The following is a 26178-nucleotide window of genomic DNA, read 5'->3' as shown; positions in this document are numbered from 1 at the left end:
CACCACCCCTGCACGGAGCACCGCATGGCCTATCGCAACTACCACAAGCGCAAGATTGCAGACCGGGAACTCCATCCCGAAACCCAGATGATGTCGTACGGCTACGATCCGTTCCTGTCGGAAGGATCGGTGAAGCCGCCGGTGTTCCTCACATCGACGTTCGCGTTCCGCACGGCCGAGGACGGCGCCGAATTCTTCGACGTCGTGGCCGGACGCAAGCCTTCACCCGAAGGCGAAGGCGCGGGCCTCGTCTACAGCCGGTTCAATCACCCGAACCTGGAGATCGTCGAGGATCGCCTCGCGCTGCTCGACGATTCCGAAGCGGCCGTCGTGACGTCGAGCGGCATGTCGGCCATCGCCGCGATCCTGCTGACCTTCCTGCGGCCGGGCGACTGCGTCGTCCAGTCGGTGCCGCTTTACGGTGGCACCGAAACGCTGATCTCGAAGTTCCTGCCCGAGTGGGGCATTCGCTCCGAAGTGATCGCCGACGGGCTGTCCACCCATGCGATCCGCGCCGCGCTCGAAGCGGCCGCGCAAAAGGGCAACGTGCGGATGTGCTACATCGAGACGCCGGCCAACCCGACCAACGCGCTGTTCGACCTCGAAGGGCTGCGCAGCGAGATCGACGCGTTCGAGGCACGCCACGGCTATCGCCCGCTGTCGGTCTGCGACAACACGCTGCTCGGGCCGCTGTACCAGAAGCCGTCGCGGCAGGGCATCGACCTGAGCGTGTACTCGCTGACGAAATACATCGGCGGGCATAGCGACCTCGTCGCCGGCGGCGTCACCGGCGATCGCGCGCTGATCACGAAGATCCGCTCGGTCCGCAGCACGCTCGGCTCGCAGCTCGACCCGCATTCGTCGTGGATGATCACGCGCTCGATGGAAACGCTCGTGCTGCGCATGCAGCAGGCCGCGCGCAGCGGCAGCGCCGTCGCTCGCTGGCTCGCCGACAATCCGCACCGGCCGGTGCGCGTGCTGCATCCCGAGCTCATCGACGATCCGGCTTACCAGGCCGTCTATCAGCGCCAATGCACCGGGCCCGGCTCGACGTTCGCGTTCATTCTCGACGGCGGCCGCGAGCAGGCGTTCAGGTTCATCAACCACCTGACGCTCTTCAAGTCGGCGGTCAGTCTAGGCGGCACGGAGTCGCTGATCTGCCATCCGGCGTCGACCACGCATTCGGGCGTGCCGGCCGATGCGCGTGCGGCGGCGGGGGTATCGGAAGGGTTGATTCGCGTGTCGGTCGGGCTCGAGCATCCGGACGACCTGATCGCCGACCTGTCGTACGCGCTGGAGCATTGCTGACGCGGGCGACATGCGCCCCGTGGCGGTTCGCACGGGGTGAAGCCGGCGGGCGCGGTGCGGGGACTCAGCGGCGCCGCCCGCGCCGGCTGCAGGCATTCGCGCTACGCCAGCTTGTTTGCCACGCGACGCGAGCCGCAAGAACCGGTTCAAAGCACCTTCACCATGAACACGCGCGACGCGCCGTCCGGCTCGCACGGCACTTCGCCGAACGCTTCGTAGCCCTGCTTCCGGTAGAAATCCGGCGCCTGGAACGAGATCGTGTAGAGCACCGCACGCGCGCAGCCGCGTCGTTTCGCTTCGGCTTCGGCCTCGCGCAGCAGCCGGCTGCCGAAGCCGCCGCCGCGCAGCGATTCAGGCAGGTAGAACAGATCGATGAAGAAGAGGCCGAGCGACGTGCGCCCCGTGAGGCCGCCCAGGATCTCGCCGGTCGCAGCATCGGTCACGTAGACGTCGAGCGTGGCCGCGTCGGCGCGCCCCGTCATCGCGTGATTGAATTCGCCGAGCTTGCGGCTGATGAAGTCGTGTGCGGCCGGCTGCTCGGTGTCGGTCAGTCGAAGCGTCACGTCAGAATGGGCTGTCATCGGAGCGAATGCGTGCGTGGACGGGCCGCCGGGTGCGCAGCACGCACCGCGGGTGTCGCACGACTATAGCGTGTCGCGACGCAGGGCGCCGGCCGCGCACCCGGCAGCAAGGTCGATTCGAAACGGACGTGCGCGTGCGACGCGCGGGAAATCGCCCGGCTCAATTCGGGCAGCGCCCGGCGCAACACGAAGCCGCTGCACGCAGACGTGCAGCCCGTCAGCCAACCTGAACAGCCGCGTGACGTCGAAACCGCAAGCAACCGTGCGTCAGTTGTACCCGAGAATCGCCACCGCCGCGACGTCCGGCCGATCGATCGTATTCCCGACGAGCGACGTCATCGGCTCCTGCAGCACGGCCTGATACGACGTCACGCGCGGCTCGTCCGACGCACCCGGCTCATCCAGTGTCGGCTCATCGAACGCGGCATCGAAACCGCTGAAGAACGCCGCTTGCTTGTGCGAAAAAGTCATCTCCATTCCTTTCATTGATTGTGTTTTCGATGTTCTAACCGACCTGCTTCAATGCCGCCGCAGGCACCGGCGTGCCGTCGTGCGCGGCCTCCGATCGCGCCAGCTGCGCGCGCGTGCGCCGCGTGATGTGAATCACCGCGAACACGACCGGCGCGATCAGCAGGCCTTCCGCCAGCTCCGGATCGACCGGCAGGTTCATCACGTGCAGCGCCTTGAACGCCGCCGTCGCGAGCGACAGCACGTAGTACGAAATGGCCGCCACCGACAGCCCTTCAACGGCGTGCTGCAAGTGAAGCTGATTGCGTGCGGTACGCTCCATGCCCGCCAGCAGGCGCGTCACGTCCTTTTCCTGGGCAAGGTTCACGCGCGTGCGCAGCAGGTCGACCGCCCGCGCGATCCGCGCGGCGATCTGCTCGTGGCGCGCCCATACGCTGCGGCAGGTTTCCATCGCCGGCGCGAAACGGCGCTCCATGAATTCGGCGATCGTCGGCATGCCTTCGATGCGCTCCTCACGCAGCTCGTGGATGCGGGCCAGCACGAGCTTTTCGTACGCTCGCGACGCGCTGAAACGCGCGCCCGATCCCGACAGCGATTCGACCCGCACCGCGAGATGCGTGAGCTTGACGAGCAGCGCCGTATCGTCGCCGTCCGCGCCGCTCGCGTCCATCCGCTGCATCAATGCGTGCAGCGCCGCGTGGATCTCGTCGAGCTCGCGGCTCATCCGGCGCGCGACGGGCAGCGCGAGCAGCGCCATCATCCGGTACGTTTCGATTTCGTACAGGCGCTGCAGCAGCCGGCCGCCCTGCTCCTCGCGGAAATCCTCGTCGACCACCAGAAAGCGCATGAAGCCGTCGTCGCGCACGTGCCAGTCGCAGAACACCTTGCCGCCGCCGAGCACGTTGCTGCCGACGAGCGCAGGCCCGTCGATCCAGCGGCGCAGGTCGGCGCACACGAGCCGCGCGGCGTCGCCGCTCAGCAGCTCCATGCGCACCGCGACGAAGCGGATGCCGGCGAGCCGCGCGAACCACGCGGCCGGAATGCCTTCGATCGCGAGATCGTCAAAATAGCCGGTGTCGCGACGCGGCGCGACGAACGTGAAGGTCGAGAATTCGGTGTGGCGTTCCCACTTCAGGTGCCAGCCGCTCGGCGACTGCACCGCATAGTGCGTCGCGCCTTCGTGCGGCGCGGCGATGCCGGTCTCGCGGCACAGCGTGTGCAGCAGCGTTTCGTGGATGTCGGGCTGGCCGTCCGCGTAGATCGCGTAATGCGTGAGCGATACGGCTTCGGCGAGCCGCAGGAACGGCCGCGCATGCAATTCCGCGGCCAGTGCGGCGCGCAACGGATGGTCCATCATCGAGACACCACGCTTTCCTGTTCAGTGCTGCACGCCGGCTCGGCCGGCCCGAACGCCGCGCCACCCTCGGGTGAAACGTCAGCGTGATCGCACTATGGCAGACACACAGCAACAATAAAAACGCATAATGCTGATCGTTACGTTCAGTTTTCTTGATACCCATGAAGATGCTCGATCACGACGTGCTGGCCACCGTCGTCGCCGTCGCGGAAACCGGCAACATGACCCGCGCCGCCGAGGCCGTGAACCGCTCGCAGTCGGCCGTGAGCATGCAGATCAAGAGCCTGGAAGACGCGATCGGCCGGCCGCTGTTCGTGCGCAAGCCGCGCAGCATCGTGCTGACGCGCGAAGGCGAAGTGCTGCTGGGATTCGCCAGACGAATGCTGGCGCTGCGCGACGAGGCATGGGCGGCCGTCGTGCGGCCGGAGGTGACCGGCAAGGTCGTGATCGGCGTGCCGGACGACTACGCGTCGTCGCTGCTGCCGTCGGTCCTGAAGAAATTCTCGGCGACCTACCCGAAGGTCGAGATCCAGGTGATGGGACTGCCCAGCAGCGCGCTCGCGCCGCTGATCAAGGACGGCACCGTCGATCTCGTGTGCGGCACGCGCATCAAGGGGCTCACCGGCGACTTCATCCGCCACGAGCCGATGGCGTGGGCCGCGATGACGAACGGGCCGCGCGTGTGGGAGGAACGGCCGCTGCCGATCGCGGTGTTCATGCCGGGCAGCGTCGCGCGCGAGAACGCGATCCGCAGCCTGGAGCGCGCCAAGGTGCCGTACCGCACCTCCTATGAGAGCCCGAGCCTGCTCGGGCTGCTCAGCATGGTCGAAGCCGGCCTGGCCGTCGCGCCGCTCGCGCGCTGCGCGATTCCCGCGCAGTTGTCGATGCTCGGCCGCTCGCACGGGCTGCCCGACCTGCCGCCGCTCGAACTGATCCTCGCGCGCAGCACGAAATCGAAGCGGCCGCCGTGCGACTTTCTCGCGGAGCAGCTGATGGAAGACCTGCAGCGGCAGACCGGGCAGACCGGCGACGCGTGATCAGCGCTTCGGGCCGAACCCGGCCGCGCCGAGCGCCGCGTTGACGTTCGCGGCCACCGTATCGACGAGCGCCTCGAGCGTGTCGCCGCGCACATGCCGGTGTTCCGGCGCGACGTGTTCCTTGCGTTGCCAGCTCCACTGCGCGCCCGACGCGACCGACAACGTCGCGCAGAAGGCATTGCCGTGGCGCAGGCCGAAGGTGTTCACGTGCCGCCCCGCCACGTAGTCCTGTTCGGGCAAATAGAGCCGGATCTCGACCGCCACCTGGTCGCGATCGTTGACACGCGCGGCCGGGGTGACCGTCGACGCGAACACCTTGCCGATTCGCCAGGTCACGCAGGTTTCCCACGCCGCGAGCGGCCCGCCGGCCGCGTCGACCCGTTCGGTGTCGACCGACCACTGATGCCGGGCGGGCACGACGATCGCCTGATGCAGCAGCACTTCGGCCACGCGCACCGTCGTCACGAGCTGACGCGCGAGCTGCTGGCCCGACGGCAGCGACACCGTCCGCGCGCGGCGGCTTTCCGGCCGCGCGACAGGTACTGCTTCCATGAGGTCCATGACCCCTCCATATTCAGGATCGGCGCCGCGCACGCGGTGCCGCACGCCTGTCCGCCGTCTCGCGACGGACAGCACGGCAGCCGGCAATCGGGCGACGGATCGGACAAGTCCTCCAGGAGCGAGCAACAACCGTTCCTCGCTTCACCGCGCCTTCGGCCCGATGCGCAAGCGGCGCGCAACCGGCCCGATCACCGCGTCGGCCTGCTGCGCGATCAGCATGTGCAGCGTGAAATCCAGGTCTTCCGGCGCGATGTCGAAGTGCACGTGAACCACGTCGCGCACGGCGCGCGCGCTGACGACGTACACGCCGAGCGGGGAATGCAGCAGCGCGGCGAGCCGGGCGTGCGCGTGTTCGCCGGAGTCGGCCGTCAGCGTGACGGGCAACTGCAGGCGCGGGCACGGCGGCGGGAAGGGAATGACGTTGTTGCGTGCGCCGGCGCGCACCGGGCGGCCGGCGACATGGAAGGCGGGAACGGGACGAATGAAGGTCATGGAGCGGACGGAAGCCGTCTCGGCTGTTCGACACGTCCCCAGCTTAGAAGAGACGACATAAACGTCGTGCAAAAAAACGGACCGCCGATGCAAAAAACGGCATGGGGGGACACATCACTTCACAGTGCGGCGACCGGCGGCCGGCGGTGCGCCGCCGTCCGCGCACGGTGATCGCGCGCCGCGGCTCGCGTCGCTCTCACCAGCGCCGCGCTCGCCTGTGCGTTGTTCCCGTTACGCGGCGAACGCCTCGAGCGACGCGCGCCGCCGCTCGTCGACCATCGATTCGATCAGCGACACCAGATCGTCGGTCAGCGGATCGCAGATGCCCGGCGAGCGATGCAGTTCGAGGTCGGCCGCCGGCAGCGACGGAAAGCCGTCCGACTCGTCGAGCACGCGCCAGTTCTCGGGCAGCGTGCAGCGATCGATCATCGTCACGGCCGCGCCGTGGTTCACCGCGATCTTGATGCCGGTCGGGCTCTGGCTCGTGTAGACGACATGAAACGACCGGTCGGCCGTCGCGAGCGCCTGCAGCCCGCGCTGCCGGTAGCAGCACGTTTCCGGGAACAGCGCGAGCGGCACCGACGCATGGCGGTCGAGCGCGAAATCGCGGTGCGCGGCCCACACGACGTCGTGCCGGCCGAGCACCCGCCCGCCCGCGCCGGGCCCGTGCCGCACGACGAGCGCCACGTCGAGCTCGCCGGCCTGCAGCCGTTCGAGCAGCTCGAGCGACATCCGGCAATGCACGTGCAGGCGTGCGCCCGGCCGCATCGCATAGAACGACTTCAGCAGGTCGGGCAGCCACAGCTCCGCATAGTCCTCGGGCAGCCCGAAGCGCACGACGCCGCGGTCGCTGCTCGCCTGCTTCAGCGCGAGGATCGCGTCGTTCTGCACCTGGATGATCCGGCGCGCATGGATCAGGAAATTCTCGCCGTCGCGCGACAGCTCGAGCCGCCGGCTGTTGCGCATGAACAGGTGCGTGTCGAGCCGCTCCTCGAGCGTGCGGATGCGCAGGCTGATCGTCGATTGCGTGCGATGCAGTTGCCGGGCCGCCGCGGTGAAGCCGCCGCTCTCGACCACGGCGACGAATGCCCGGATCAGTTCCGGATCGAGCGAACTGAGCTTCGACCAATCGGGCTTTTGAATGGCAGCCATCGAAATTACTCGCTTTCGAAAAAAAGAGGGAAGACGAAAGATAGGGCTCGGAGTACGCCGATTGTTGTCCGGATGCGCTCGGCCCTCCAACCCCTGCCCGGGTATGACAAACCCGGAGCCGGTACGCGCACGCCCCCCTGCCGATCCCGCCCCGCCCGCCGTCGCGACAACGGCCGAGGCCCGCCCGGCGGGCATTCGCGTGCCGGATTCAGGGCTTTCCCGGAGACGACGAAAACTCATAGCCCGATCAGAAATCATCGATTCACCGGCCGCATCACGGCCCACCACAATCGCCCCACACCCCACTCATCGACGAGACACCGCAATGACCGCATCCCAACCCAGGCAGCTCTACATCGGCGAAGGCTTCGAAGGCCCCGGCGTCAACCTCGCGCACATCAACGTGCTGGTCGGACCGCGCAACGGCCCGGCGGGCCAGGCGTTCGCCACCGCACTCGCGACGCCGTCGGCCGGCCACGCGCCGTTCGTCGTGATCGCGCAGCCGGGCGTGCCGACCAAGCCGCTCACGCTGTACGTGAACAAGGCGCAGATCGCCAGCGATTTCCACGGCAACGCCACGTGGGGCGCATCGCAGGCCGGCATCGCGAAGGCCGTGGCCGAAGCGCTCGAGAACGGCACGCTGCCGCCCGAAGCGGAGAACGACTGGGTCGTCGTGTCGGCGAACTGGGTGAACCCGCAGACCGACGATCTCGACGCCGTGTTCGAGAACAACTATCGCGCGTGCCGCAGCGCGATCGTCGCCGCGATGGAAGGGCTGCCGCATCGCGACGCGGTATTCGCCGCCGCGCGCGACGTGTCGAACCCGTTCTACACCCCGAAGAAAAACTGACGACGACAAGCGGCCGACGCGCGACGGACGGCCGCATCTGGAGGAAACATGGAATACGTCCGCCTCGGCCAGTCCGGCCTGAAGGTGTCCCGCCTGTGTCTCGGCACGATGAACATGGGCACCCCCGAATGGAAGCCCTGGATCTTCGACGAAGCGCAGAGCGAGCCGATCGTGCGCCGTGCGCTCGACGCCGGCGTCAACTTCATCGATCTCGCGGATTTCTATTCGACGGGCGTCGGCGAGGAAGTGGTCGGCCGCATCCTGAAGCGCAACGCGCGCCGCGAGGAGCTCGTCGTGACGACCAAGGTCGGCTACGACATGGGCAGCTATCCGAACGCGGGCGGCCATTCGCGCAAGCACGTGCTCGACGGCATCGACGGGTCGCTGAAGCGGCTCGGGATGGATTACGTCGACATCTTCATGCTGCATTTCTTCGACGTGAACACGCCCGTCGAGGAAACGATGAGCACGCTGCACGACATCGTGCGGGCGGGCAAGGCACGCTATATCGGCGTGTCGACGATGTACACGTGGCAGTTCGCGAAGATCATGCAGGCCTGCGAACGAAACGGTTGGGACAAGCCGATCAACATGCAGCTGCAGCTGAACCTCGCGTATCGCGAGGAAGAGCGCGAGATGGTGCCGTACTGCATCGACCAGGGCGTCGGCGTGTCGGTGTTCAGCCCGCTCGCGCGCGGCCTGCTCACCTGCGAGCCGCAATCGACGCGCAACCAGACCGACTTCTTCACCGCGCAGATGTACGGCGATGCGTCATCGCTCGCGATCGCCGCATCGGTCGCGAAGGTCGCGAAGCGCCGCGGCGTGCCGCCCGCGCAGATCGCGCAGGCGTGGGTGCTGAGCCGCCCCGGCATCGCGAGCATGCTGGTCGGCGCGGATTCCGTCGCGCAGTTCGACAGCGCGCTCGGCGCGCTCGAAACGCAGCTCACCGACGAAGAGCTGCACGAGCTGGAACGCAACTACACGCCGTGCGACCTGATCAACGACTACACGGCCGGCAAGCGCATCGCGCGCGAGTCGCGTCCGGCGCAGGGCAGTTTCGCGACGGACTGACGCACTGAAGCACTGAAGCACGAAGCTCCGAGGCACTGAAGGAACGACACACAATGAATGAATTTCTGAGGACCGGCCATTTCATCGGCGGTGAATGGCATGAATCGCATGGCGCGAGCGATGCGACCTATCCGGTGCTGAACCCGGCGACCGGCGAGACGATCGCGAAGGTCGCGAAAGGCGGCGCCGACGACACGCAGCGCGCAATCGATGCGGCCGCACACGCGTTTCCGGCGTGGCGCGCACTGACCGCAAAGGAGCGCGGCGCCCGCGTGAAGCGCTGGGGCGAACTGATGCTCGAAAACCGCGACGCGCTCGCCGAGCTGCTGACGCGCGAGCAAGGCAAGCCGCTCGCGGAAGCGCGTGGCGAAGTCGCGTACGCGGCGAGCTTTCTCGAATGGTTCGCGGAAGAAGCGAAGCGCATGTACGGCGACGTGATCCCGAGCCCGAAGCCGAACTCGCAGATCGTCGTCACGCGCGAGCCGGTCGGCGTCGTCGCGGCGATCACGCCGTGGAATTTCCCGCTGGCGATGATCACGCGCAAGGCCGGCCCCGCGCTCGCGGCCGGCTGCACGATGGTGCTGAAGCCGTCCGAGGAAACGCCGCTGTCGGCGTTCGCGCTCGCTGTGCTCGCCGAGCGCGCGGGTGTGCCGGCCGGTGTGTTCAACGTGGTGTCGGGCGACGCGGTCGCGATCGGCGAAACGCTGACGAGTTCGTCCGTCGTGCGCAAGCTGTCGTTCACGGGCTCGACGCGCGTCGGCAAGCTGCTCGCGAAGCAGTCGGCCGACACGCTGAAGAAGCTGTCGCTCGAACTCGGCGGCAACGCGCCGTTCATCGTGTTCGACGATGCCGATCTCGATGCGGCGGTCGAAGGCGCGATCGCGTCGAAGTTCCGCAACACGGGGCAGACCTGTGTGTGCGTGAACCGATTCCTCGTGCAGGACGGCGTGTACGACGCGTTCACGCGCAAGCTTGCGGATGCCGTGCGCAAGCTGCGCGTCGGCAACGCGCTCGCGGGTGAAGTCGACCAGGGCCCGCTGATCAACGAGGCGGCGCTCGGCAAGGTCGAGCGGCACGTGGCCGACGCCACCGCGAAGGGCGCGCACGCGCTCACCGGCGGCAAGCGTCACGCGCTCGGCGGCACGTTCTACGAGCCGACCGTGCTGACCGGCATGACGGCCGACATGCTGATCGCCGAAGAGGAAACCTTCGGCCCCGTGGCCGGCTGCTTCCGCTTCGCGACCGAGGAAGAGGCCGTGGCCGCGGCCAACGACACGCCGTTCGGGCTGTCCGCATACTTCTACACGCGCGACCTCGGCCGTGCGTGGCGCGTGTCGGGTGCGCTGGAGAGCGGCATGGTCGGCGTCAACGACGGGATCATCTCGACCGAAGTCGCGCCGTTCGGCGGCGTCAAGCAATCGGGGCTCGGCCGCGAAGGCTCGAAGTACGGCCTCGACGAATACGTGGAACTCAAGTACACGCTGATGGCCGGCCTCGGCCGCTGACCCCCGGCCGCTCCCCGCGGTCGACCCGCGCCGCGCGCCGCCTGCGCGCGCCGTTGCGCGCCCGATAACAATCCAGGAGGCAGCTTGACTCAAGCCAACGTTCAATCCGGCACCGCACGCGCGTTGCCGCTGTCGCGTGGCGCCGATGCGCCGCACCGCCCCGTCGCGCTCGACGACGTGCCGCTCAACCGCTTCCACGTGAAGATCGCCGGCCTGACGTTCGGCGCGCATTTCACCGAGGGCTACACGCTCGGCACGATCGGCTACGCACTCGCCGCGCTCGGCAGGCAGATGCCGATCGATGCGTTCTGGATGGGGATGATCGGCAGCTCCGCGCTGATCGGCATCTTCTTCGGCAGCCTCGTGTTCGGCTGGCTGTCCGACCGGATGGGCCGGCAGAAGATCTTCCTGACGAGCTTCGTGATCATCACGGCGGCCGCATTCGCGCAGTTCTTCGTCACGTCGCCGCTCGAACTGTGCGTGCTGCGCGTGCTGATCGGCTTCGGGATGGGCGGCGACTTCACGGTCGGCCATGCGATCCTCGCCGAATTCTCGCCGCGCAAGCATCGCGGCGCGCTGCTCGGCTCGTTCAGCGTGATCTGGACGATCGGCTATGTCGCCGCGAACGTGCTCGGTCTTGCGTACAGCGACGCCTCGCCCGATGCCTGGCGCTGGCTGCTCGCGTCAGCCGCGTTGCCCGCGCTGATCGTGCTGGTGCTGCGGATCGGCACGCCCGAATCGCCGCGCTGGCTGCTCGGCAAGGGCCGGGAGAAGGAGGCACGTGCGATCGTCGCGAAGCATTTCGGGCCGCACGTGATGCTCGACGGTTCGACCGAGCCGCATGCGCATGGCGGCTTCGCGCGGCTGTTCCAGCGTGACCTGATCCGCCGCACGATGTTCAACTGCGCGTTCTTCGTGTGCCTGGTGATTCCGTATTTCGCGATCTATACGTTCCTGCCGACGATCCTGAAGACGATCGGCCTCGCCGAAGGTTTCGGCGCGGACCTGCTGCTGAACGGCTTCCTGGTGCTCGGCGCGCTGATCGGCATCTGGCTGACGATCCGGCTGTCGCGGCGCGGCTTCCTGATCGGCTCGTTCGCGGTGACGTGCGCGTCGCTCGTCGCGCTGGCGGTGCTGCCGTCGTCGGCGGCCATCGCGATGATCGTCGCGTTCGCGATCTTCACGCTGACGATGTCGGCGTTCAGCAACCTCGTGGGCGTGTTCCCGCCCGAGTGCTTCCCGACCGAAGTGCGCGCGAGCGGCGTGGGGCTCGCGATCGCGTGCAGCCGGCTCGGTTCGGCGATCGGCACGTTCCTGCTGCCGGTCGGCATCGCGACGCTCGGCTTTCACGCGACGATGTTCGCGCTCGCGGGCGTGCTGCTGGTGGGGATGATCGTGTCGATCGCGTGGGCGCCGGAGACGAAGCATCTGACGCTGGAGGAGGCGTCGGGGCATTGATGCGGGCGGCGGGTTGTGTGGCCGCCCGTTTCATCGCGCTCGATCAAGGCTTTCGTATCGACACGCCGCTGATGCGCTGTGGCGATGCTGCGATGCTGCGCTCGATTCGAACGAACCCGGCCACGGCCGGGTTCGTTCATTCCGGACGCGATGCGATGCGCACGTTCGCTCAGAACAGGATCGAAGCGTAATCCCGCGCGCCATGCAGGACGTGAAGAATGTCGATCCGAGCCGGCGGATCGCCGACGACCCGATAGAAGATCTGGTAGTTGCCGTACACGCGGTGCCGCACGCCGTGACGCTCGAAGCGCGGCACGAGCGGAAACGCCAGCGGCATCGCGGCAAGACTCAGGCATATATCGCGAATCTCCCGCACGAACGTCACGGCACGTTGCGGGTTGTCGCGTGCAATGTAATCGGCGATCGCTTCGAGTTCGGTAATCGCAAAATCGGACAGGCGCACGGTCAGGCCTGACGATCCGCCTGGGCCCGATATTTCGCCTCGAGACGATCGAAGACTTCCGCCGCGTCGGCGCCGCGTCCGGCTTCCGCTTCGGACAGGCTGCGCGCGATCACAGCGTCCAGCGCGTTCAGCTGTGCCTCGCGATCCTGGATCAGGCGCACGCCTTCGCGAAGCACTTCGCTCTTGGATCCGTAGCGCCCCGATTCGACCAGCTTCGCGACGTAAGCCTCCAGCTGCTGGCCCAGTTCCGCACTGATCATGTCGACCTCCCGACCGGATTGAATTCGATCCGTCGAGCGTATCGCAGCTATCAACTGTTATCAAGAAGATGGTCTCCAAAAGATCGGCGCAAATACTTTCGACGTGCTGATCGGACGGACGGAACCGGACGCGCGTCAGGCAGGCTGCTCTGGCGCCGGACATTCATCCGGTTTTCGTGCGCATTCGTGTAGCCTTGCCGGACCCTCACCGTGCGAGCAGCGATCATGATTGAAGACATCGTCACGCCACAACCCGGCCTGAAGGTCTACCCGCCAGACGCCGACGTCTTTGCCGAGTCCAACGCCGCACTCGCGCGCCACCTGCATCCGCTGGTGTCGATCGACCTGTCGACGGTCAATCCGTCGTGGGAGGGCTGGATCCACCTGCTCAGCCCCGTCGAACCGTACGACGGGCTCGTCGGGCAGGACACGGCCGGGTATCACAACGACTATCTGCGCGCGAACTGGATCGGGTTCCGGCTCGACGAGAACAACCGCTACACGCTGCTCGGCGACCCGCGCTACTTCTATCTGGAGAACCCGCCCGGCGCGCATGACGCGGGCTATCGCGCGGAGCTGGAGGCGCACTACGCCGAGCAACAGGCCAGCATCGAAACCGCGCGCAAGCGGTTCGCCGAATACGGCGTGCTCTACTCGTCCAACCAGTACGCGCCGGACGAACGCGATTTCACCCAGGAAAAACCGTGCAACCTGATCGACCAGCTCGGTGGATCGGTCGGTTGGGGCAACTGGTCGGGCACGTCGGATTTTCCGGTCGACGACAGCAATCCCGCCGACATCCGGCCGATCGGCCCCGACGGTGCGCGCTTTCGCTTCGTCGCCCGCGTCACCGGCTGGGAATACCGCGCGATGGGCGCGGACTCGATTCTCCTGTTTTACGAACCTGCCAGCCGCGTGGCGCTGCTGACGTTCGACTGGTCGTAGGGCGGGCGGGACGGGCGGTCGCGCCGTCTCGTGATTGGCCGTTTGGCGGACTCTGCCCGCCGGATTCGCGCCGATATGCTGGAGGCTTTCCACTCATCGCCGGAAGCCATGCCCGCTCAACCTGTCGATCTCGGTCATGTCCTGCCGTACGAGACGACGTACTTCGACGATCGGCTCGAGGTCGATCGCAACGACCTCGATATCGCCGCGTTGCTCGGGGTGAGCGGCAGCGTCCCCGACGAACTGCTCGTTTCGTTGTGCGGCGCGCCGGCCGGATCGGACATTCAAGCCTATCTCGACAGCGCAGACAGGCTGACATTCAGCGTCACGCACCCGACATTGATCCGATCGGAGAACCGCGTCTCCGTGCTCAAAACCCGGGACACGCGCGTACTCGAACTGGGATCCATCGATCTTGTCGATGACGCCGTCGCCGGACTGGGTGCAGCGATGCTATGGCGGATCGTCAGAGCATGCGATAGGTTGAAGATTGCCCGGATCAGTGCGTTCGCGATAGGTGGGCGCAAAGCCGCGCCTGAACCCGGCGGGCCGAGGCTCTCCGGATACTACGCATGGCCCAGGTTCGGCTTCGATGCGCCCATTCCGAATCGACAAGGTGACGAGGCCGCGCTGTTCGAGTATTTCCCCGGATATCCGGTCGGATTAGCCGACTGGTCGCTTCGGTCGCTACGCGCACTCTACGCAACGCGATTCGGGCGGGACTTCTGGCGCGTCGCCGGATCGCATCGCTGGATGACATTCGAGGTTGCCCCGCATGCCCGTTCAGTGCTGACGCTGCAGCAATACTTGATCGAAAAAGGAATTTACGAATGACCCAAAAACACCATGCGATCACGGGCTTCCGATTCGCGAAGCAAATAGCCAGGCGCAGCCGCGTGACGAACGAGAATCGCCCCATTCGTCTCGAGGAAATCCGGCTGCTCATTGGCGAGCTCGTCGCGAGCGTACACCAACACGGTCAAGCGCAGGCAGCGCCGACATCTGCCGTCGAATACAACGCGCGACCAGCTGGCAAACCGGTATTACCGCCGCAAAGAAAAGTCTTCGACGTGGGGCCGATCGATCACTCGAAGAGCACTTTGCAGATCATCTCGATGGCCGATGCCGAAGCCCGTTGTCGCCGGGAAACACTCATGCACTTCGGACAGGATCCGGACGTGTAACTCGGGGCAATGGAAAACAACCGTGAGGTCCGGCTCTACGACGATCAATCCAGTCTTCAACGCGTAACGATCGTTGACACAAACAAAAGGCCGAAGCACGACCCGACAGACGCGGACTGATCCGATTTTTCCAGCATCCCGATCAGCCGCGTCCCACGAGCAGCCCCCTACCCCCTCCTCCCCGCCTGCTCCCGCAACCACGCAGCAAACGCGACCACCGGCTCGACCGCCACGCTCTCCGGCTCGACATCGAGCCAATACCCGAACGGCCCGATCGGCTGCACCGGCGACAGCCGCACGAGGCTGCCCTCGCCGATCTCCTCCTCGATCATGTTGAGATCGACCACCGCGAGCCCCGCGCCCTTGCGCGCCGCGCGGATCGCCTGTTCGAGCGTCGAAAACTCGATACCGTCGCCGATCCGCGCCGGCGGCACGCCCGCCTGCTGGCACCAATCGGCCCACAGCGTCAGGCGCTTGCCTTCGTGCAGCACATGCAGCGACGGCAACCGGCCGAGCAGCACATCCAGCGCATCGCCGCGATAACGCGGCGCACCGACGAGCGCGTGCCGCTCCATCATCAGCAGCTCCGACTGCATCCCGGCGCGCGCCGCGCGCCCGAAGCGGATGTGGCAATGACAATCGTCATCCGGCTCCGTGCGGATCGACAGCTCGACGTCGGGCAGCGCCTCCGCGAGCATGCCGAGCCGCGGCGAAAACCACTGCGTCGCGAACGTCGGCGGCAGCGACACCGTCAGCCGCCGCTTCGCACCCGGCCGCGTGGCGGCGATTTCGCCGACGCCCCGTTCGATCGTGTCGAACGCCTGCCCGATGAACGGCAGCAACCGCTCGCCGGCATCGGTCAGGCGCACGCCCTTGTGATCGCGCTCGAACAGCCGCGCGCCGAGCGCTTCCTCGAGCAGCCGGATCTGCCGGCTCACCGCCCCCTGCGTCACGCACAGCGAAACCGCCGCGCGGTTGAAGCTCAGGTGACGCGCGGTCTCCTCGAAAAATCGCAGTGCGATCAACGATGGCAGGCGTCGCATGATGTGTGTCCCCTTCGTTCGTCTCGGTCGTATCGTTCGTGTTGCCGCCGGCACCACCGGCCCTCCTGCGGGCAGCCTTGTCGCGACCAGGCGTGCCAGCCGCCTGACCGTCAATCCCCGGCACCCTCCGTCGCCGCCATTCATCGCCCCGCGCCCGCGGCCACCCGCCTACAATAAGCATCCCGCACCAAACACGACACCGCCCCGTGAGACGCAAGATGCCGGCGCTGAATGCGCTGAAAGCCTTCGAGATGGCCGGCCGCACCGGCAGCTTCACGCGCGCGGCCGAACTGCTCAACGTGACGCAGAGCGCGGTGAGCCGCCAGGTTCGCCAGCTCGAGGGCCAGCTCGGCGAAACCCTGCTCGAGCGCCGCCATCACCAGCTCGAACTGACCGCGGCCGGCCGCGTGCTGCTGCGCGCGCTGCAGCAATCGTTCGACAAGATCGAGCTGACCGTGCGCAGCCTGCAGGAAAAAACCCACCTGAACCGCCTGCGCGCGAACGTGCCGCCCACCTTCGCCGCGCGCTGGCTGATGCCGCGCCTCGGCCGGCTGCGCGACGCGCATCCCGAATTCGAGCTGAGCCTCACGACCCGCATCCACGACAGCCTCGGCGAATCGCGCGTGCTCGACTGCGCGATCCGGTTCGGCGACGGCGAATGGGACGGCTTCGACAACGCGCTGCTGATGCAGGAGCAGCATATCGCCGTCTGCGCGCCCGCGCTGTATGCGCGGCTGCGACAGGACGGCGCGCCGATCGACCTGAACCGCTTCACGCTGCTGCACGTGCTCGCCACCGACGACCAGCGCTACCTGACCTGGCAGCACTGGCTGAAAGCGGCCGGCATCGCCGACGTCGACACGCGCGGCGGCTACGAATTCGACCTGCTCGACCATGCGATCCGCGCGGCGATCGACGGTCTCGGCATCACGATCGCCGACCGCCACATGGTCGCGCGCGAACTCGCGACCGGACAACTGATGCAGGTGCTCAACGTGCACGTCGACGGCCACCAGTCGTACTGGTTCGTCACGCGGCCCGAGCAGACGAACCTGCCGCACATCGTGCAGTTCCGCGACTGGCTGCAGCAGGAAGTGTGGCTCGCGAAGCGCCATCTCGAACCGTCGTCGCCGCTGCCGCAGGTACCGCTGGCCTAGCGCGCGCCCACACCCGCCCCCGCCTCAACCGCCCTCGACCACCCGCCGCGGGCCACACCTTACCGGCTCCCGCGCCGGTCCGCACTCGGACCAGTCGGAAAATACGACAGGGCCGCCGCCCGCGCCCCGCCCCGCCATCCCCACGGCAGCCTTGCCGGACGGGCGACTCCGGCCGATTTGCCGAGTAACGTGCGTTTTTCTCATGCTAGGCACGAAAATAAGTCGTTTGTCGTGCGCTAAACGCATGAAGAGAATGGCCTCCATCCCGTGCTGCGCGTGTCGCCACTCGAAGCGATCCGCCTGCATTCATCGGAGGAGTCACTTCATGCGCACCGAACGCAACTACGTGAACGGCCGTTTCGTCGCCCCGGAAAGCGACACGTTCATCGTCGTCCACAATCCCGCCACCGAAGCGCCGTTCGCGCGCGTGCCGGCCGCGACGCCGGCCGACGCACGCGCCGCCGTCGACGCCGCGGCCGCCGCACAGAAGGCATGGCGCAAGCTGCCGAGCGCCGAGCGCGCCGCCTACCTGCACCGCTTCGCCGACGCGCTGACCGCACGCGCATCCGAAATCGGCGCGGCGCTCGCGCAGGAATCCGGCAAGAGCGTCGAGGACGCGTCAAACGAAGCCGTCTACGCGGGCCAGATCACGCGCTACCACGCCGAGTGGGCGCGCCGGATCGAGGGCGAGATCATCCCGAGCGACACGCCCGACGAGAACCTGTTCCTGCAGCGCGAGCCGATCGGCGTCGTCGCGTGCCTGATCCCGTTCAACTACCCGGTCTACACGCTGCTGCGCAAGGTCGCGCCCGCGCTGATCGCCGGCAACACCGTGGTCGTGCGGCCGAGCAACCACACGCCGGTGTCCGCGTTCGAGATCGCCAAGGCCGCCGACGATGCCGGCTTCCCGCCGGGCGTCGTCAACATCCTGGCGATGGACCACGCGACGGCCGAAGCGCTGTGCACGCATCCGGCCGTCGGGATGATCACGCTGACCGGCAGCGTGAACGCGGGCCGCAAGGTGCTCGACTACTGCAAGGCGAACATCGCGAAGCCGTCGCTCGAACTCGGCGGCAAGACGCCCGCGATCATCGAGCCCGACGCCGACCTCGAACGCGCGGCCGCGGCACTCGTCGCATCGAAGACGACCCATTGCGGCCAGCTCTGCACGGCAATCGAACGCGTGTACGTGCACGACAGCGTGCACGACCGCTTCGTCGCGCTGCTGAAGGAGAAGATGGCGGCCGTGCGCATCGGCGACCGTGCGGAAGACGCCTCGCGAATGGGCCCGCTCGTCAGCGCATCGGCGCGCGCGCACATTCACGAGATGGTCGAACGCGCGATCGCAGCCGGCGCGACGCTCGAAACCGGCGGTGCGATTCCGGCCGGCCCCGGCTTCTTCTACCCGGCCACGCTGCTCACCGGCGTGCGGCAGGACATGGAGATCGTGCAGGAGGAAACCTTCGGCCCGATCATGCCCGTGCTGCGCTACACGACGATCGATGAAGCGATCGCGCTGGCGAACGACCACCAGTTCGGCCTGTCGTCGGTGCTCTACACCGAGCGCTACCGCACCGCGATGACCGTTGCGAACGCGATAGAAGCCGGCGAGCTGTACGTGAACCGCACGCCGGCCGATCCGTACCAGGGCTTCCACGCCGGCTGGAAGCGCTCGGGCCTCGGCGGCGACGACGGCAAGCACGGCATGCTCGAATTCACGCAGACGCGCCTCGTCGTCATGAAGTACTGACGCCGTCACGCCGACGCACCGCTTCCGGCGCGCGCATCCAGACACCGCGCCGCGCGCGCCGCCCCTGACCCAACCCGAACATAAAAAATCTGCAGGCCTCCGTATCGCGGGCGCCTGATGGAGGAAGACATCATGCCGACCCAACCGTCGACACCCACCGCGTCGCTCGCGTTGCAGGACGAAGCGCTCGACGCACACGCGTCGCAGCATGCCCGCGCGCAACGCTACCTGCAACTGCTGCTGCTCGTGATCGCCGCGGGCGCGATCTACCCGATGCTGTATCTGCGGCAGGTGTACCAGCCGACGATGCTGCAGTTCTTCCATATCGACGACGTTCAGCTCGGCTACCTGTATTCGTCGCTCGGCACGATCTTTCTCGTCAGCTATCTGCCGAGCGGCTGGCTGGCCGACCGCCTGTCGCCGCGCTGGCTGATCTGCTTCTCGCTGCTCGCGACGGGCGCGCTCGGGCTCGCCTACGCGACCGGGCCGTCGTTCGACATGCTGGTGCTGATCTTCGGCGGCTGGGGGCTGACCACCGGCCTCACGTTCTGGGCCGCCGTGATCAAGCGCGTGAACATGATCGCCGGCCCCGACGAACAGGGCCGCTTCTTCGGCCTGCTCGACGGCGGCCGCGGCCTCGTCGAGGCGCTGCTCGCGACGATTGCCATCACGCTGTTCGCGTACGTGACACAGGCGCGCGGCGGCACCGATGCGGCCGGCTTCAGGCTCGTCGTCCACCTGTACGCGTTCTTCTGCATCGCGCTCGGCGTGCTGCTCGCGCTGGTGAAGGATCCGTCGAACACCGGCGACCGTGCAGCGGCCGCGAAGCGCACCAAGGGCAGCGTGCTGGCCGACCTGAAGACGCTCGCGGCCATTCCCGAACTGTGGCTCGTCGCGGCAATCGTGTTCTGCGGCTACCAGGTGTTCTGGGCGACCTACAGCTTCTCCGCGTACCTGCACGAAGGCAATTTCGGACTGACCGCGACGGCGGCCGGCTTCATCACGACGCTCAAGCTGTGGATGCGCCCCGTCGGCGGCATCGGCGGCGGCTTCCTCGGCGACCGCGTATCGAAGGTGTCCGTGCTGTTCTGGGCGCTGGTGCTCGCCGCGCTGTCGCTGGTCGGGCTGATCGCAGCCCCGCCGCACAGCCCGCAGGCGATGCTCGTCGTGCTCGTGCTGTTCATCGGCATCCTCACCTACGCGATCCGCGGCCTGTACTGGTCGCTGCTCGACGACTGCAAGGTGCCGACCCATTGCGCGGGCCTCGCGATCGGCCTGATCTCGGTGCTCGGCTATTCGCCCGACGTGTTCGTGCCGCTGATCAACGGCTACGTGACGCAGGCCTGGCCGGGCGCGCACGGCTACCAGCTCTATTTCGGCTATATCGCGGCCATCGCGCTCTGCGGCGCAGGCGCCGCCGCATTCCTCAAGTACCGCCTCAACCGCATCCAGGAGTCCGCATGAAGATCGTCTCGCTCGAAACCCATATCGTCGCCGTGCCGCCGCCGCATGTCGGCGGGATGTACTGGATCTTCGTGAAGCTGAAGACGGACGACGGCATCGAAGGCGTCGGCGAGATCTATTCGGCGACGTTCGGCCCGAAGGCGATGGCGCCGATCATCGACGACGTGTTCGAACGCCATCTGCTGAACCGCGACCCGCATCACGTCGAACGGCTGTTCCGCCAGGCGTATTCGAGCGGCTTCACGCAGCGGCCCGATCTCACGATGATGGGTGTCGTCAGCGGCCTCGAGATGGCGTGCTGGGACATCATCGGCAAGGCTGCGGCCAAGCCCGTGTACGAACTGCTCGGCGGCAGGATCCACGAGCGGCTGCGCTCGTACACGTACCTGTACCCGAAGAACGCGAAGGGCGAATACGACTACGACGATCCCGATCTCGCGGCCGAATGCGCGGCCGAGAACGTGAAGCTCGGCTTCACGGCCGTCAAGTTCGACCCGGCCGGCCCGTATACGGCTTACTCGGGCCACCAGTTGTCGCTCGAAGTGCTCGACCGTTGCGAACTGTTCTGCCGCCGCGTGCGCGAAGCCGTCGGCAGCAAGGCCGACCTGCTGTTCGGCACGCACGGGCAGATGGTGCCGTCGTCGGCGATCCGGCTCGCGAAGCGGCTGGAGAAGTACGACCCGCTGTGGTTCGAGGAGCCGGTTCCCCCCGGCCAGGAAGAAGCGATCGCGCAAGTCGCGAAGCACACGTCGATTCCGATCGCGACCGGCGAGCGCCTGACGACCAAGTACGAATTCCACAAGCTGCTGCAAGCGGGCGGCGCATCGATCCTGCAACTGAACGTCGCGCGCGTGGGCGGCCTGCTCGAAGCGAAGAAGATCGCGACGCTCGCCGAAGTGCACTACGCGCAGATCGCGCCGCACCTGTACAACGGCCCCGTGGGCGCGGCCGCGAGCATCCAGCTCGCGACGTGCACGCCGAACTTCCTGATCCAGGAAAGCATCATGACCTGGGGCGGTTTCCACGCGGAAGTCGTGAAGACGCCGATCCGCTGGGAAGACGGCTACATCATCCCGTCGAACGAGCCGGGCCTCGGCATCGAGCTCGACATGGACGTCGTGAAGCGCCATACGCCGTACACCGGCGAACGGCTTCACCTGCAGATGGGCGAACACCCCGTCGACGTAAAGGATCTCGCCCCCGCGAAGGGCTGAGCGCAAAGGACACACATGAGCTACGACTACATCATCGTCGGCGCGGGCTCGGCCGGCTGCATCCTCGCGAACCGCCTGAGCGAATCGGGCCGGCACTCGGTGCTGCTGCTCGAAGCGGGCGAACGCGACGCGTCGTTCTGGTTCAAGGTGCCGGTCGGCTTCACGAAGACCTACTACAACCGCCGCTACAACTGGATGTACTACAGCGAGCCCGAGGCGCAGCTCGCCGAGCGCAAGCTGTACTGCCCGCGCGGCAAGGTGGTCGGCGGGTCGGGCTCGATCAACGCGATGGTCTACGTGCGCGGCCAGCGCAGCGACTACGACGACTGGGCGAACGCCGGCAACCCGGGCTGGGCGTACGACGACGTGCTGCCGTATTTCCGCAAGCTCGAAACCCACGCATCAGGCGCGACCGATCCGCAACATCACGGCTCGACCGGCCCGATCCACATCACGTCGATGAAGGCCGACGTGCATCCGATCGTCCACGAGTTCCTGAAGGGCTGCGGCCAGCTGAACCTGCCGCGCACCGACGATTTCAACGGCGCGCAGTTCGAAGGCGCCGGCATCTACGACCTGAACACGAAGCACGGCGAACGCTGCTCGAGCAGCTTCGCGTACCTGCGTCCCGCGCTGGGCCGCTCGAACCTCACGCTGCGCTCGGGCGTGCTCGTGCGGCGCGTGACGTTCGACGGCACGCGCGCGACCGGCGTGGTGGTCGCGGGCGAGCACGGCGACGAAACGCTCGTGGCCGCACGCGAGGTGATCCTCTCGGCCGGCGCGGTCGATACGCCGAAGCTGCTGCAACTGTCGGGCGTCGGCGATCCGTCGCTGCTCGCGCGCCGACGCGTGCCGCTCGTGCATGCGCTGCCGGCCGTCGGCCGCAACCTGCAGGACCACCTGTGCGTGAGCTTCTACTTCAAGGCGAACCGGCCGACGCTGAACGACGAGATGGGGACGCTCATCGGCAAGATGAAGATCGGCTTGCGCTACCTGCTGACCAAGCGGGGCCCGCTCGCGATGAGCGTGAACCAGGCGGGCGGCTTCTTCCGCGGCACGGACGCAACGCCGGAGCCGAACATCCAGCTCTACTTCAACCCGTTGTCGTACCGGATCCCGAAGAGCGACCGCGCAAGCATCAAGCCCGAGCCTTATTCGGGTTTCCTGATCGCGTTCAACCCGTGCCGGCCGACGAGCCGCGGCACGATCGAGATCGCGTCGAACCGCGCGGAAGATGCCGCGAAGATCCACATCAACGCGCTGACCACGCAAAAGGATCTCGACGAAGCCGTGCAGGGCAGCAAGGTGATCCGTGCGCTGATGCGTGCGCCGGCGCTGAAGTCGATGACCGTCGAGGAGATCTCGCCGGGGCCGCAGGTCGATTCCGACGAAGCCATGCTGCAGTATTTCCGCGAGCAGTCGGGTTCGATCTACCACCTGTGCGGCTCGTGCGCGATGGGGCCGGACGCGGCGACGTCGGTGGTCGATGCGTCGCTGCGCGTGCACGGGCTGCAGGCGCTGCGGATCGTCGATGCGTCGGTGTTCCCGAACATCACGTCGGGCAACATCAACGCGCCGACGATGATGGTCGCGGAGAAAGGCGCGGACCTGATTCTGGCCGACGCGCAACGCACGGAAACCGCCGGCGCGCCGACGCCCACCCGCGAAACCGTCCCGCACTGTCGCGCCGCCGCCCCCCTCCTGCATCGTCCGATCGGGACACCGGCCGCCGGCACACGGGAAAACACTGCCATGAACGCGCCCGCGGCCCGTGTGCACAGGCTCGAAACGTGCATTCGGTTCTGACGAAAGTCCCCGAGAAACGGGTGGCTCGCGTGCGACGTGATGCGCGTTCGGCAAACGCGCAGCGTGACGCGAAGCGAAGCGATCCAGGGCAACGCACGCGCCGGCCTGCCGGCGGTGTGCCCCGGGGGGGAACCGCAGGCCCGATGGGGGAGACGCGCCGTGAAACGCATGCCATTTCGCTGCATCCGTGCCATCACGTATGCAAGCGTGCTGCTCTTTCAGGCCCAGGCGCAGGCGCAGTCGCTGGACGCCCAGTCGACCCAGGAGAACATTTCCGCGCTGCGTCACGAAGTCGATCGTCATCTGCAGGAACTGAGCGCGCTCAAGCGCAAACTGGCCGATGAAGAAGCCCATCTTTCGCGCCTGAGCCGGGCGCTGGACGACCGCGAACTCGCGTCCCGGCGCGGCGCGGGCCCCGGCGATGCCGGCGGCTCCGGCGACGCGGCGCCGCCGGCCGATACCGGCGCCCCGGGCGGCGCACCCGGCACGGCCGGCAACGTGCAATCGGCGGCCGGGCCCGCCGCGCCGCCGAGCCAGCCGATCGGCCAGGCGCCGGTGGCGGAAACCGCCCCGCCGCCCGTCGCGCCGATCTTCGATCAGCCCGGCGTGCTGACACCGAAGCACAAGTTCGTCGTCGAGCCGTCGTTCCAGTTCAACTATTCGTCGTCGAACCGCGTCGCACTCGTCGGCTACACGATCATCCCCGCGCTGCTGATCGGCCTGGTCGACGTGCGGGAAGTCAAGACAACCACGCTGACCGGCGCGGTCGCGGTGCGCTACGGGATCACCAACCGGATGGAAGTCGAAGTCCGCGTCCCCTACGTGTACTCGACGAACGACACGATCAGCCGCGAGATCTTCACCGGTTCCGCCCAGGACAACGCGTTCAACAGCCACGGCAAAGGCCTCGGCGACGTCGAAATGACGCTGCGCTACCAGTTCAATACCGGCGGCCCCGACAAGTTCTATTACATCGGCTGGCTGCGCTTCAAGACCGCCACCGGCAAGAGCCCGTTCGACGTCGTCACCGACTGCGTCACGCGCTGCGTCGGCAATGCCACCGGCACCGGCCTGCCGCTCGAGCAGCCGACGGGCTCGGGCTTCTACGCGATCCAGCCGGGCCTCACCTGGCTCTTTCCGTCCGACCCGGTGGTGTTCTTCGGCAACTTGAGCTATCTGCACAGCTTCAGCCGCGACAATCTCAGCCTCACGATTCGCGACGGGCAGAAGGATTTCATCGGAAAATTGCAGCCCGGCGACATCTGGGGTTTCAACATCGGCATGGGCCTCGCGCTGAACGAGAAAGCATCGGTGAGCCTCGGCTACGACCAAAGCATCGTGCTGCCCACGAAACAGAACGGCCAGACGATTCCAAGCTCGGTACGCGTGATCCTCGGTTCACTGCTCGTCGGCTACTCGTACCGGCTGTCGCCGAAGACCACGCTGAATCTTTCGATCGGCGCCGGCCTCACGCGCGACACGCCGGACGTGGTCATGACGCTGCGCGTGCCGATTGCATTCTGATCGCCGACATGCGCCGACATGCGCCGCAGCGGGCTGCACGACGCACGCCGGCACCCGCGTGCCATTACCCGCTCATCCGCCGGTCATCGACCGCTCAACGATCCTCATCGTCCCGGCAACGCGCCGAGCAGCGCATTGTTCAGCGTCGACATCACGTTCAGGTTCTTGAACGTCGCCAGTGTGTTGACGGTCGTGTTGATCGTCGTCAGCGCCTGGATCTGCTGGTTGTTCAACGTGTTCTGGATCACCGCGCCGGTCAGCGCCGGCAGCGCGGCGGGCTGGGCGGCGTTGCCGGCGCCCACCTGGATCAACGCGCCCGCGTTCGCGGCCGCCAGCGCCTGCGCCTGTTGCGCGGTGATATGACTGATATCCGGGATGTTGAAGCTGGTCGTCGTGACCAGCGTGCCGTCCACGAACGCGACACGCGACACGCCGAACGAAATCTTCAGGCCGCTCGGCATGTCGAAGCCGCCGCGCATCGCATCGAGGCGCGTGTCGCTGAGCGCGATCGCGCCGGTTGCCGCCCAGTTTCGTCGTGGCGCGCCGCCCGGCTCCGGCTCGGAGGCCGGCGGCCCGGCGGCCGCGCACGCCGCCATCGCGAGCGGCCCGGCACGCAGGATCGGCGTGCCCTCGGCCCCCGACTCTGCAGGCGCCGTATCGACGCCCGCGTTCGTGGCGGCAGCCGGCACGACGCTGCTCGCCTGCGCGACAGGCTCGACAATCGCGGTCGGCGCGCCGTCCTGCAGCGCCGCCGCACTCACGGACGTCGCCCCGCCGCACACCATCGCGGCGATGCCGGCGATCCTCCTGGTCTCGGATCTCATGACGATCCTCAATAGTCGCTCGGGCCGTGCTTCGGCATCACGACGTTGTACAGGCCGTCGCGGGCGATGCCGGTGTAGAGCGGCGCGCTGGGCGCGACGCGCCAGTCACGCGGATCGTTGAACACCGCCCGCTCGGGCCGGTTGTGGATCACGAAAATCACATGGTCTTCCCACTTCTGCTCGAAACTCGCCAGCGACATCGGCCGCGTGCCGGTGGCCGGATCGCCGACGAGCACACGCCCGTCACGCAGCCCCTTCACGACCACGAAATGGTGATAGCCGTGCTCGGTGATCAACACGATCGCCGGCGTGTGCGTCCTGGCAAGCGTCTGCAACGGCAACTCGAAGCCGTCCGCGACGAAGCCGTGCGCTTCGAGAAAACGCCGGATGTCGAGCAGCGAGAAGCCCTGCTGGCGGATCTTCTCCTGATTGCCGTTCTCCCACATCTGGGCGAAAGCGGTCTGCTCGGTCATCGGATAGTCATACTGATAATTCAGCAGCGTCGCGACGGCGGCCGACCCGCAGCTGAAATCGTACTGCTGCTTGACGGTGCGCTTGAATCGCGCTTCCTTGAGACTCGTGACGTGCATCGCATAACCGGCGCCCGCCGGATCGACGACCGTCATCTCGTCCGCCGATGCAGACGGGCCGGATAGCGCGTACGCGAGCGCCACGATGCTCGCGGCGGCAAGCTGTCTCATCGC

At 67.1% G+C, this 26178-nt stretch carries 25 protein-coding genes and 1 pseudogene; 15 read left to right on the top strand and 11 right to left on the bottom strand.

Annotated features, from left to right (window positions below; all coding sequences use genetic code 11):
• Positions 1 to 24: 24 nt before the first annotated feature.
• Positions 25 to 1308 (top strand): cystathionine gamma-synthase family protein, encoded by a 1284-nt coding sequence (locus LXE91_RS26905; RefSeq protein WP_039369893.1) that lies wholly within the window; start codon positions 25 to 27, stop codon positions 1306 to 1308.
• Between the two features lie 146 nt (positions 1309 to 1454).
• Here the strand turns inward: LXE91_RS26905 and LXE91_RS26900 are convergent, their stop codons facing one another.
• The 3 genes from LXE91_RS26900 to LXE91_RS26890 all read right to left on the bottom strand — a co-directional run bounded on the left by LXE91_RS26900 (position 1455) and on the right by LXE91_RS26890 (position 3714).
• A complete protein-coding gene (locus LXE91_RS26900; protein WP_039369890.1) occupies positions 1455 to 1889 on the bottom strand; it encodes a GNAT family N-acetyltransferase in 435 nt (144 codons plus the stop codon).
• Positions 1890 to 2156: 267 nt separating this feature from the next.
• Positions 2157 to 2360: a hypothetical protein gene (locus LXE91_RS26895; protein WP_039369922.1), complete on the bottom strand. Its 204-nt coding sequence runs from the start codon at positions 2358 to 2360 to the stop codon at positions 2157 to 2159.
• Positions 2361 to 2394: 34 nt separating this feature from the next.
• Complete coding sequence (locus tag LXE91_RS26890; protein WP_039369888.1) at positions 2395 to 3714, bottom strand: DUF3422 family protein; 1320 nt, start codon at positions 3712 to 3714, stop codon at positions 2395 to 2397.
• Between the two features lie 161 nt (positions 3715 to 3875).
• On the opposite strand from LXE91_RS26890, the gene LXE91_RS26885 reads away from it, so the two are divergent.
• A complete protein-coding gene (locus tag LXE91_RS26885) occupies positions 3876 to 4751 on the top strand; it encodes a LysR family transcriptional regulator (RefSeq protein WP_034181902.1) in 876 nt (291 codons plus the stop codon).
• Here LXE91_RS26885 and LXE91_RS26880 read toward each other — a convergent pair whose 3' ends face one another.
• From LXE91_RS26880 to LXE91_RS26870, 3 genes are all read right to left on the bottom strand, one after another.
• On the bottom strand, positions 4752 to 5312 hold the full coding sequence (locus LXE91_RS26880) for a hypothetical protein (protein WP_039369883.1): 561 nt from the start codon (positions 5310 to 5312) through the stop codon (positions 4752 to 4754). It abuts the gene before it with no gap.
• 141 nt (positions 5313 to 5453) lie between these two features.
• Positions 5454 to 5804, bottom strand: coding sequence for a hypothetical protein (locus LXE91_RS26875; protein ID WP_039369881.1), 351 nt, complete (start codon positions 5802 to 5804; stop codon positions 5454 to 5456).
• A 231-nt stretch (positions 5805 to 6035) separates the two neighbouring features.
• Positions 6036 to 6956 (bottom strand): LysR family transcriptional regulator, encoded by a 921-nt coding sequence (locus LXE91_RS26870; RefSeq protein ID WP_039369879.1) that lies wholly within the window; start codon positions 6954 to 6956, stop codon positions 6036 to 6038.
• 325 nt (positions 6957 to 7281) lie between these two features.
• Between LXE91_RS26870 and fae the strand changes: the two genes are divergently transcribed.
• The 4 genes from fae to LXE91_RS26850 all read left to right on the top strand — a co-directional run bounded on the left by fae (position 7282) and on the right by LXE91_RS26850 (position 11840).
• Positions 7282 to 7806, top strand: a complete 525-nt coding sequence (gene fae, locus LXE91_RS26865) for a formaldehyde-activating enzyme (RefSeq protein WP_039369876.1) — start codon at positions 7282 to 7284, stop codon at positions 7804 to 7806.
• A 48-nt stretch (positions 7807 to 7854) separates the two neighbouring features.
• Positions 7855 to 8877, top strand: a complete 1023-nt coding sequence (locus tag LXE91_RS26860) for an aldo/keto reductase (RefSeq protein ID WP_039369873.1) — start codon at positions 7855 to 7857, stop codon at positions 8875 to 8877.
• Between the two features lie 53 nt (positions 8878 to 8930).
• Positions 8931 to 10382 carry an NAD-dependent succinate-semialdehyde dehydrogenase gene (locus tag LXE91_RS26855; RefSeq protein ID WP_039369870.1) on the top strand — a complete coding sequence of 484 codons (1452 nt, stop codon included), beginning with the start codon at positions 8931 to 8933 and terminating at the stop codon, positions 10380 to 10382.
• Positions 10383 to 10505: 123 nt separating this feature from the next.
• Positions 10506 to 11840, top strand: a complete 1335-nt coding sequence (locus LXE91_RS26850) for an MFS transporter (RefSeq protein ID WP_223274268.1) — start codon at positions 10506 to 10508, stop codon at positions 11838 to 11840.
• A gap of 169 nt (positions 11841 to 12009) precedes the next feature.
• Here LXE91_RS26850 and LXE91_RS26845 read toward each other — a convergent pair whose 3' ends face one another.
• Positions 12010 to 12309 (bottom strand): type II toxin-antitoxin system RelE/ParE family toxin, encoded by a 300-nt coding sequence (locus LXE91_RS26845; RefSeq protein ID WP_039369917.1) that lies wholly within the window; start codon positions 12307 to 12309, stop codon positions 12010 to 12012.
• A complete protein-coding gene (locus LXE91_RS26840) occupies positions 12306 to 12563 on the bottom strand; it encodes a type II toxin-antitoxin system ParD family antitoxin (protein ID WP_039369865.1) in 258 nt (85 codons plus the stop codon). The genes LXE91_RS26845 and LXE91_RS26840 overlap by 4 nt, the downstream gene beginning before the upstream one ends.
• Before the next feature lie 225 nt (positions 12564 to 12788).
• Here LXE91_RS26840 and LXE91_RS26835 point away from each other — a divergent pair, with 225 nt between their 5' ends.
• The 3 genes from LXE91_RS26835 (at position 12789) to LXE91_RS26825 (ending at position 14692) form a co-directional block, all read left to right on the top strand.
• Positions 12789 to 13508, top strand: coding sequence for a hypothetical protein (locus LXE91_RS26835; RefSeq protein WP_039369862.1), 720 nt, complete (start codon positions 12789 to 12791; stop codon positions 13506 to 13508).
• A gap of 75 nt (positions 13509 to 13583) precedes the next feature.
• The gene (locus LXE91_RS26830) at positions 13584 to 14342 is read left to right on the top strand and encodes a hypothetical protein (RefSeq protein ID WP_039369859.1); all 759 of its coding nucleotides are present in this window, start codon (positions 13584 to 13586) and stop codon (positions 14340 to 14342) included.
• Entirely contained in the window at positions 14339 to 14692 is a 354-nt protein-coding gene (locus LXE91_RS26825; RefSeq protein WP_039369856.1) for a hypothetical protein, read from the top strand. Before LXE91_RS26830 ends, LXE91_RS26825 begins: the two co-directional genes overlap by 4 nt.
• A 167-nt stretch (positions 14693 to 14859) precedes the next feature.
• On the opposite strand, the gene LXE91_RS26820 is transcribed toward LXE91_RS26825, so the two are convergent.
• Positions 14860 to 15735, bottom strand: coding sequence for a LysR substrate-binding domain-containing protein (locus LXE91_RS26820; RefSeq protein ID WP_039369853.1), 876 nt, complete (start codon positions 15733 to 15735; stop codon positions 14860 to 14862).
• Positions 15736 to 15953: 218 nt separating this feature from the next.
• Between LXE91_RS26820 and LXE91_RS26815 the strand changes: the two genes are divergently transcribed.
• From LXE91_RS26815 to LXE91_RS26790, 6 genes and pseudogenes are all read left to right on the top strand, one after another.
• A complete protein-coding gene (locus tag LXE91_RS26815; RefSeq protein ID WP_011356424.1) occupies positions 15954 to 16892 on the top strand; it encodes a LysR substrate-binding domain-containing protein in 939 nt (312 codons plus the stop codon).
• Between the two features lie 325 nt (positions 16893 to 17217).
• Positions 17218 to 18642: an aldehyde dehydrogenase gene (gene aldA, locus LXE91_RS26810; protein WP_039369846.1), complete on the top strand. Its 1425-nt coding sequence runs from the start codon at positions 17218 to 17220 to the stop codon at positions 18640 to 18642.
• Between the two features lie 132 nt (positions 18643 to 18774).
• Complete coding sequence (locus LXE91_RS26805; protein ID WP_039369914.1) at positions 18775 to 20106, top strand: MFS transporter; 1332 nt, start codon at positions 18775 to 18777, stop codon at positions 20104 to 20106.
• On the top strand, positions 20103 to 21320 hold the full coding sequence (locus LXE91_RS26800; protein WP_039369842.1) for a mandelate racemase/muconate lactonizing enzyme family protein: 1218 nt from the start codon (positions 20103 to 20105) through the stop codon (positions 21318 to 21320). Before LXE91_RS26805 ends, LXE91_RS26800 begins: the two co-directional genes overlap by 4 nt.
• A gap of 15 nt (positions 21321 to 21335) precedes the next feature.
• Positions 21336 to 22946: pseudogene (locus tag LXE91_RS26795) on the top strand (GMC family oxidoreductase); the annotation flags it as partial.
• 348 nt (positions 22947 to 23294) lie between these two features.
• Positions 23295 to 24650: an acetate kinase gene (locus tag LXE91_RS26790; protein ID WP_220497524.1), complete on the top strand. Its 1356-nt coding sequence runs from the start codon at positions 23295 to 23297 to the stop codon at positions 24648 to 24650.
• 104 nt (positions 24651 to 24754) lie between these two features.
• Here the strand turns inward: LXE91_RS26790 and LXE91_RS26785 are convergent, their stop codons facing one another.
• Positions 24755 to 25474 carry a hypothetical protein gene (locus LXE91_RS26785; protein ID WP_157644929.1) on the bottom strand — a complete coding sequence of 240 codons (720 nt, stop codon included), beginning with the start codon at positions 25472 to 25474 and terminating at the stop codon, positions 24755 to 24757.
• Positions 25475 to 25482: 8 nt separating this feature from the next.
• Positions 25483 to 26175, bottom strand: a complete 693-nt coding sequence (locus tag LXE91_RS26780; protein WP_039369840.1) for a C39 family peptidase — start codon at positions 26173 to 26175, stop codon at positions 25483 to 25485.
• Between the last annotated feature and the right edge of the window lie 3 nt (positions 26176 to 26178).

Origin of the sequence: Burkholderia contaminans, from assembly GCF_029633825.1 — a bacterium.
GTDB classification, from domain to species: Bacteria; Pseudomonadota; Gammaproteobacteria; order Burkholderiales; family Burkholderiaceae; genus Burkholderia; species Burkholderia contaminans.
The sequence above is the reverse complement of the archived record's forward strand: the minus strand, read 5'-3'. Positions and strand labels throughout refer to the sequence as shown.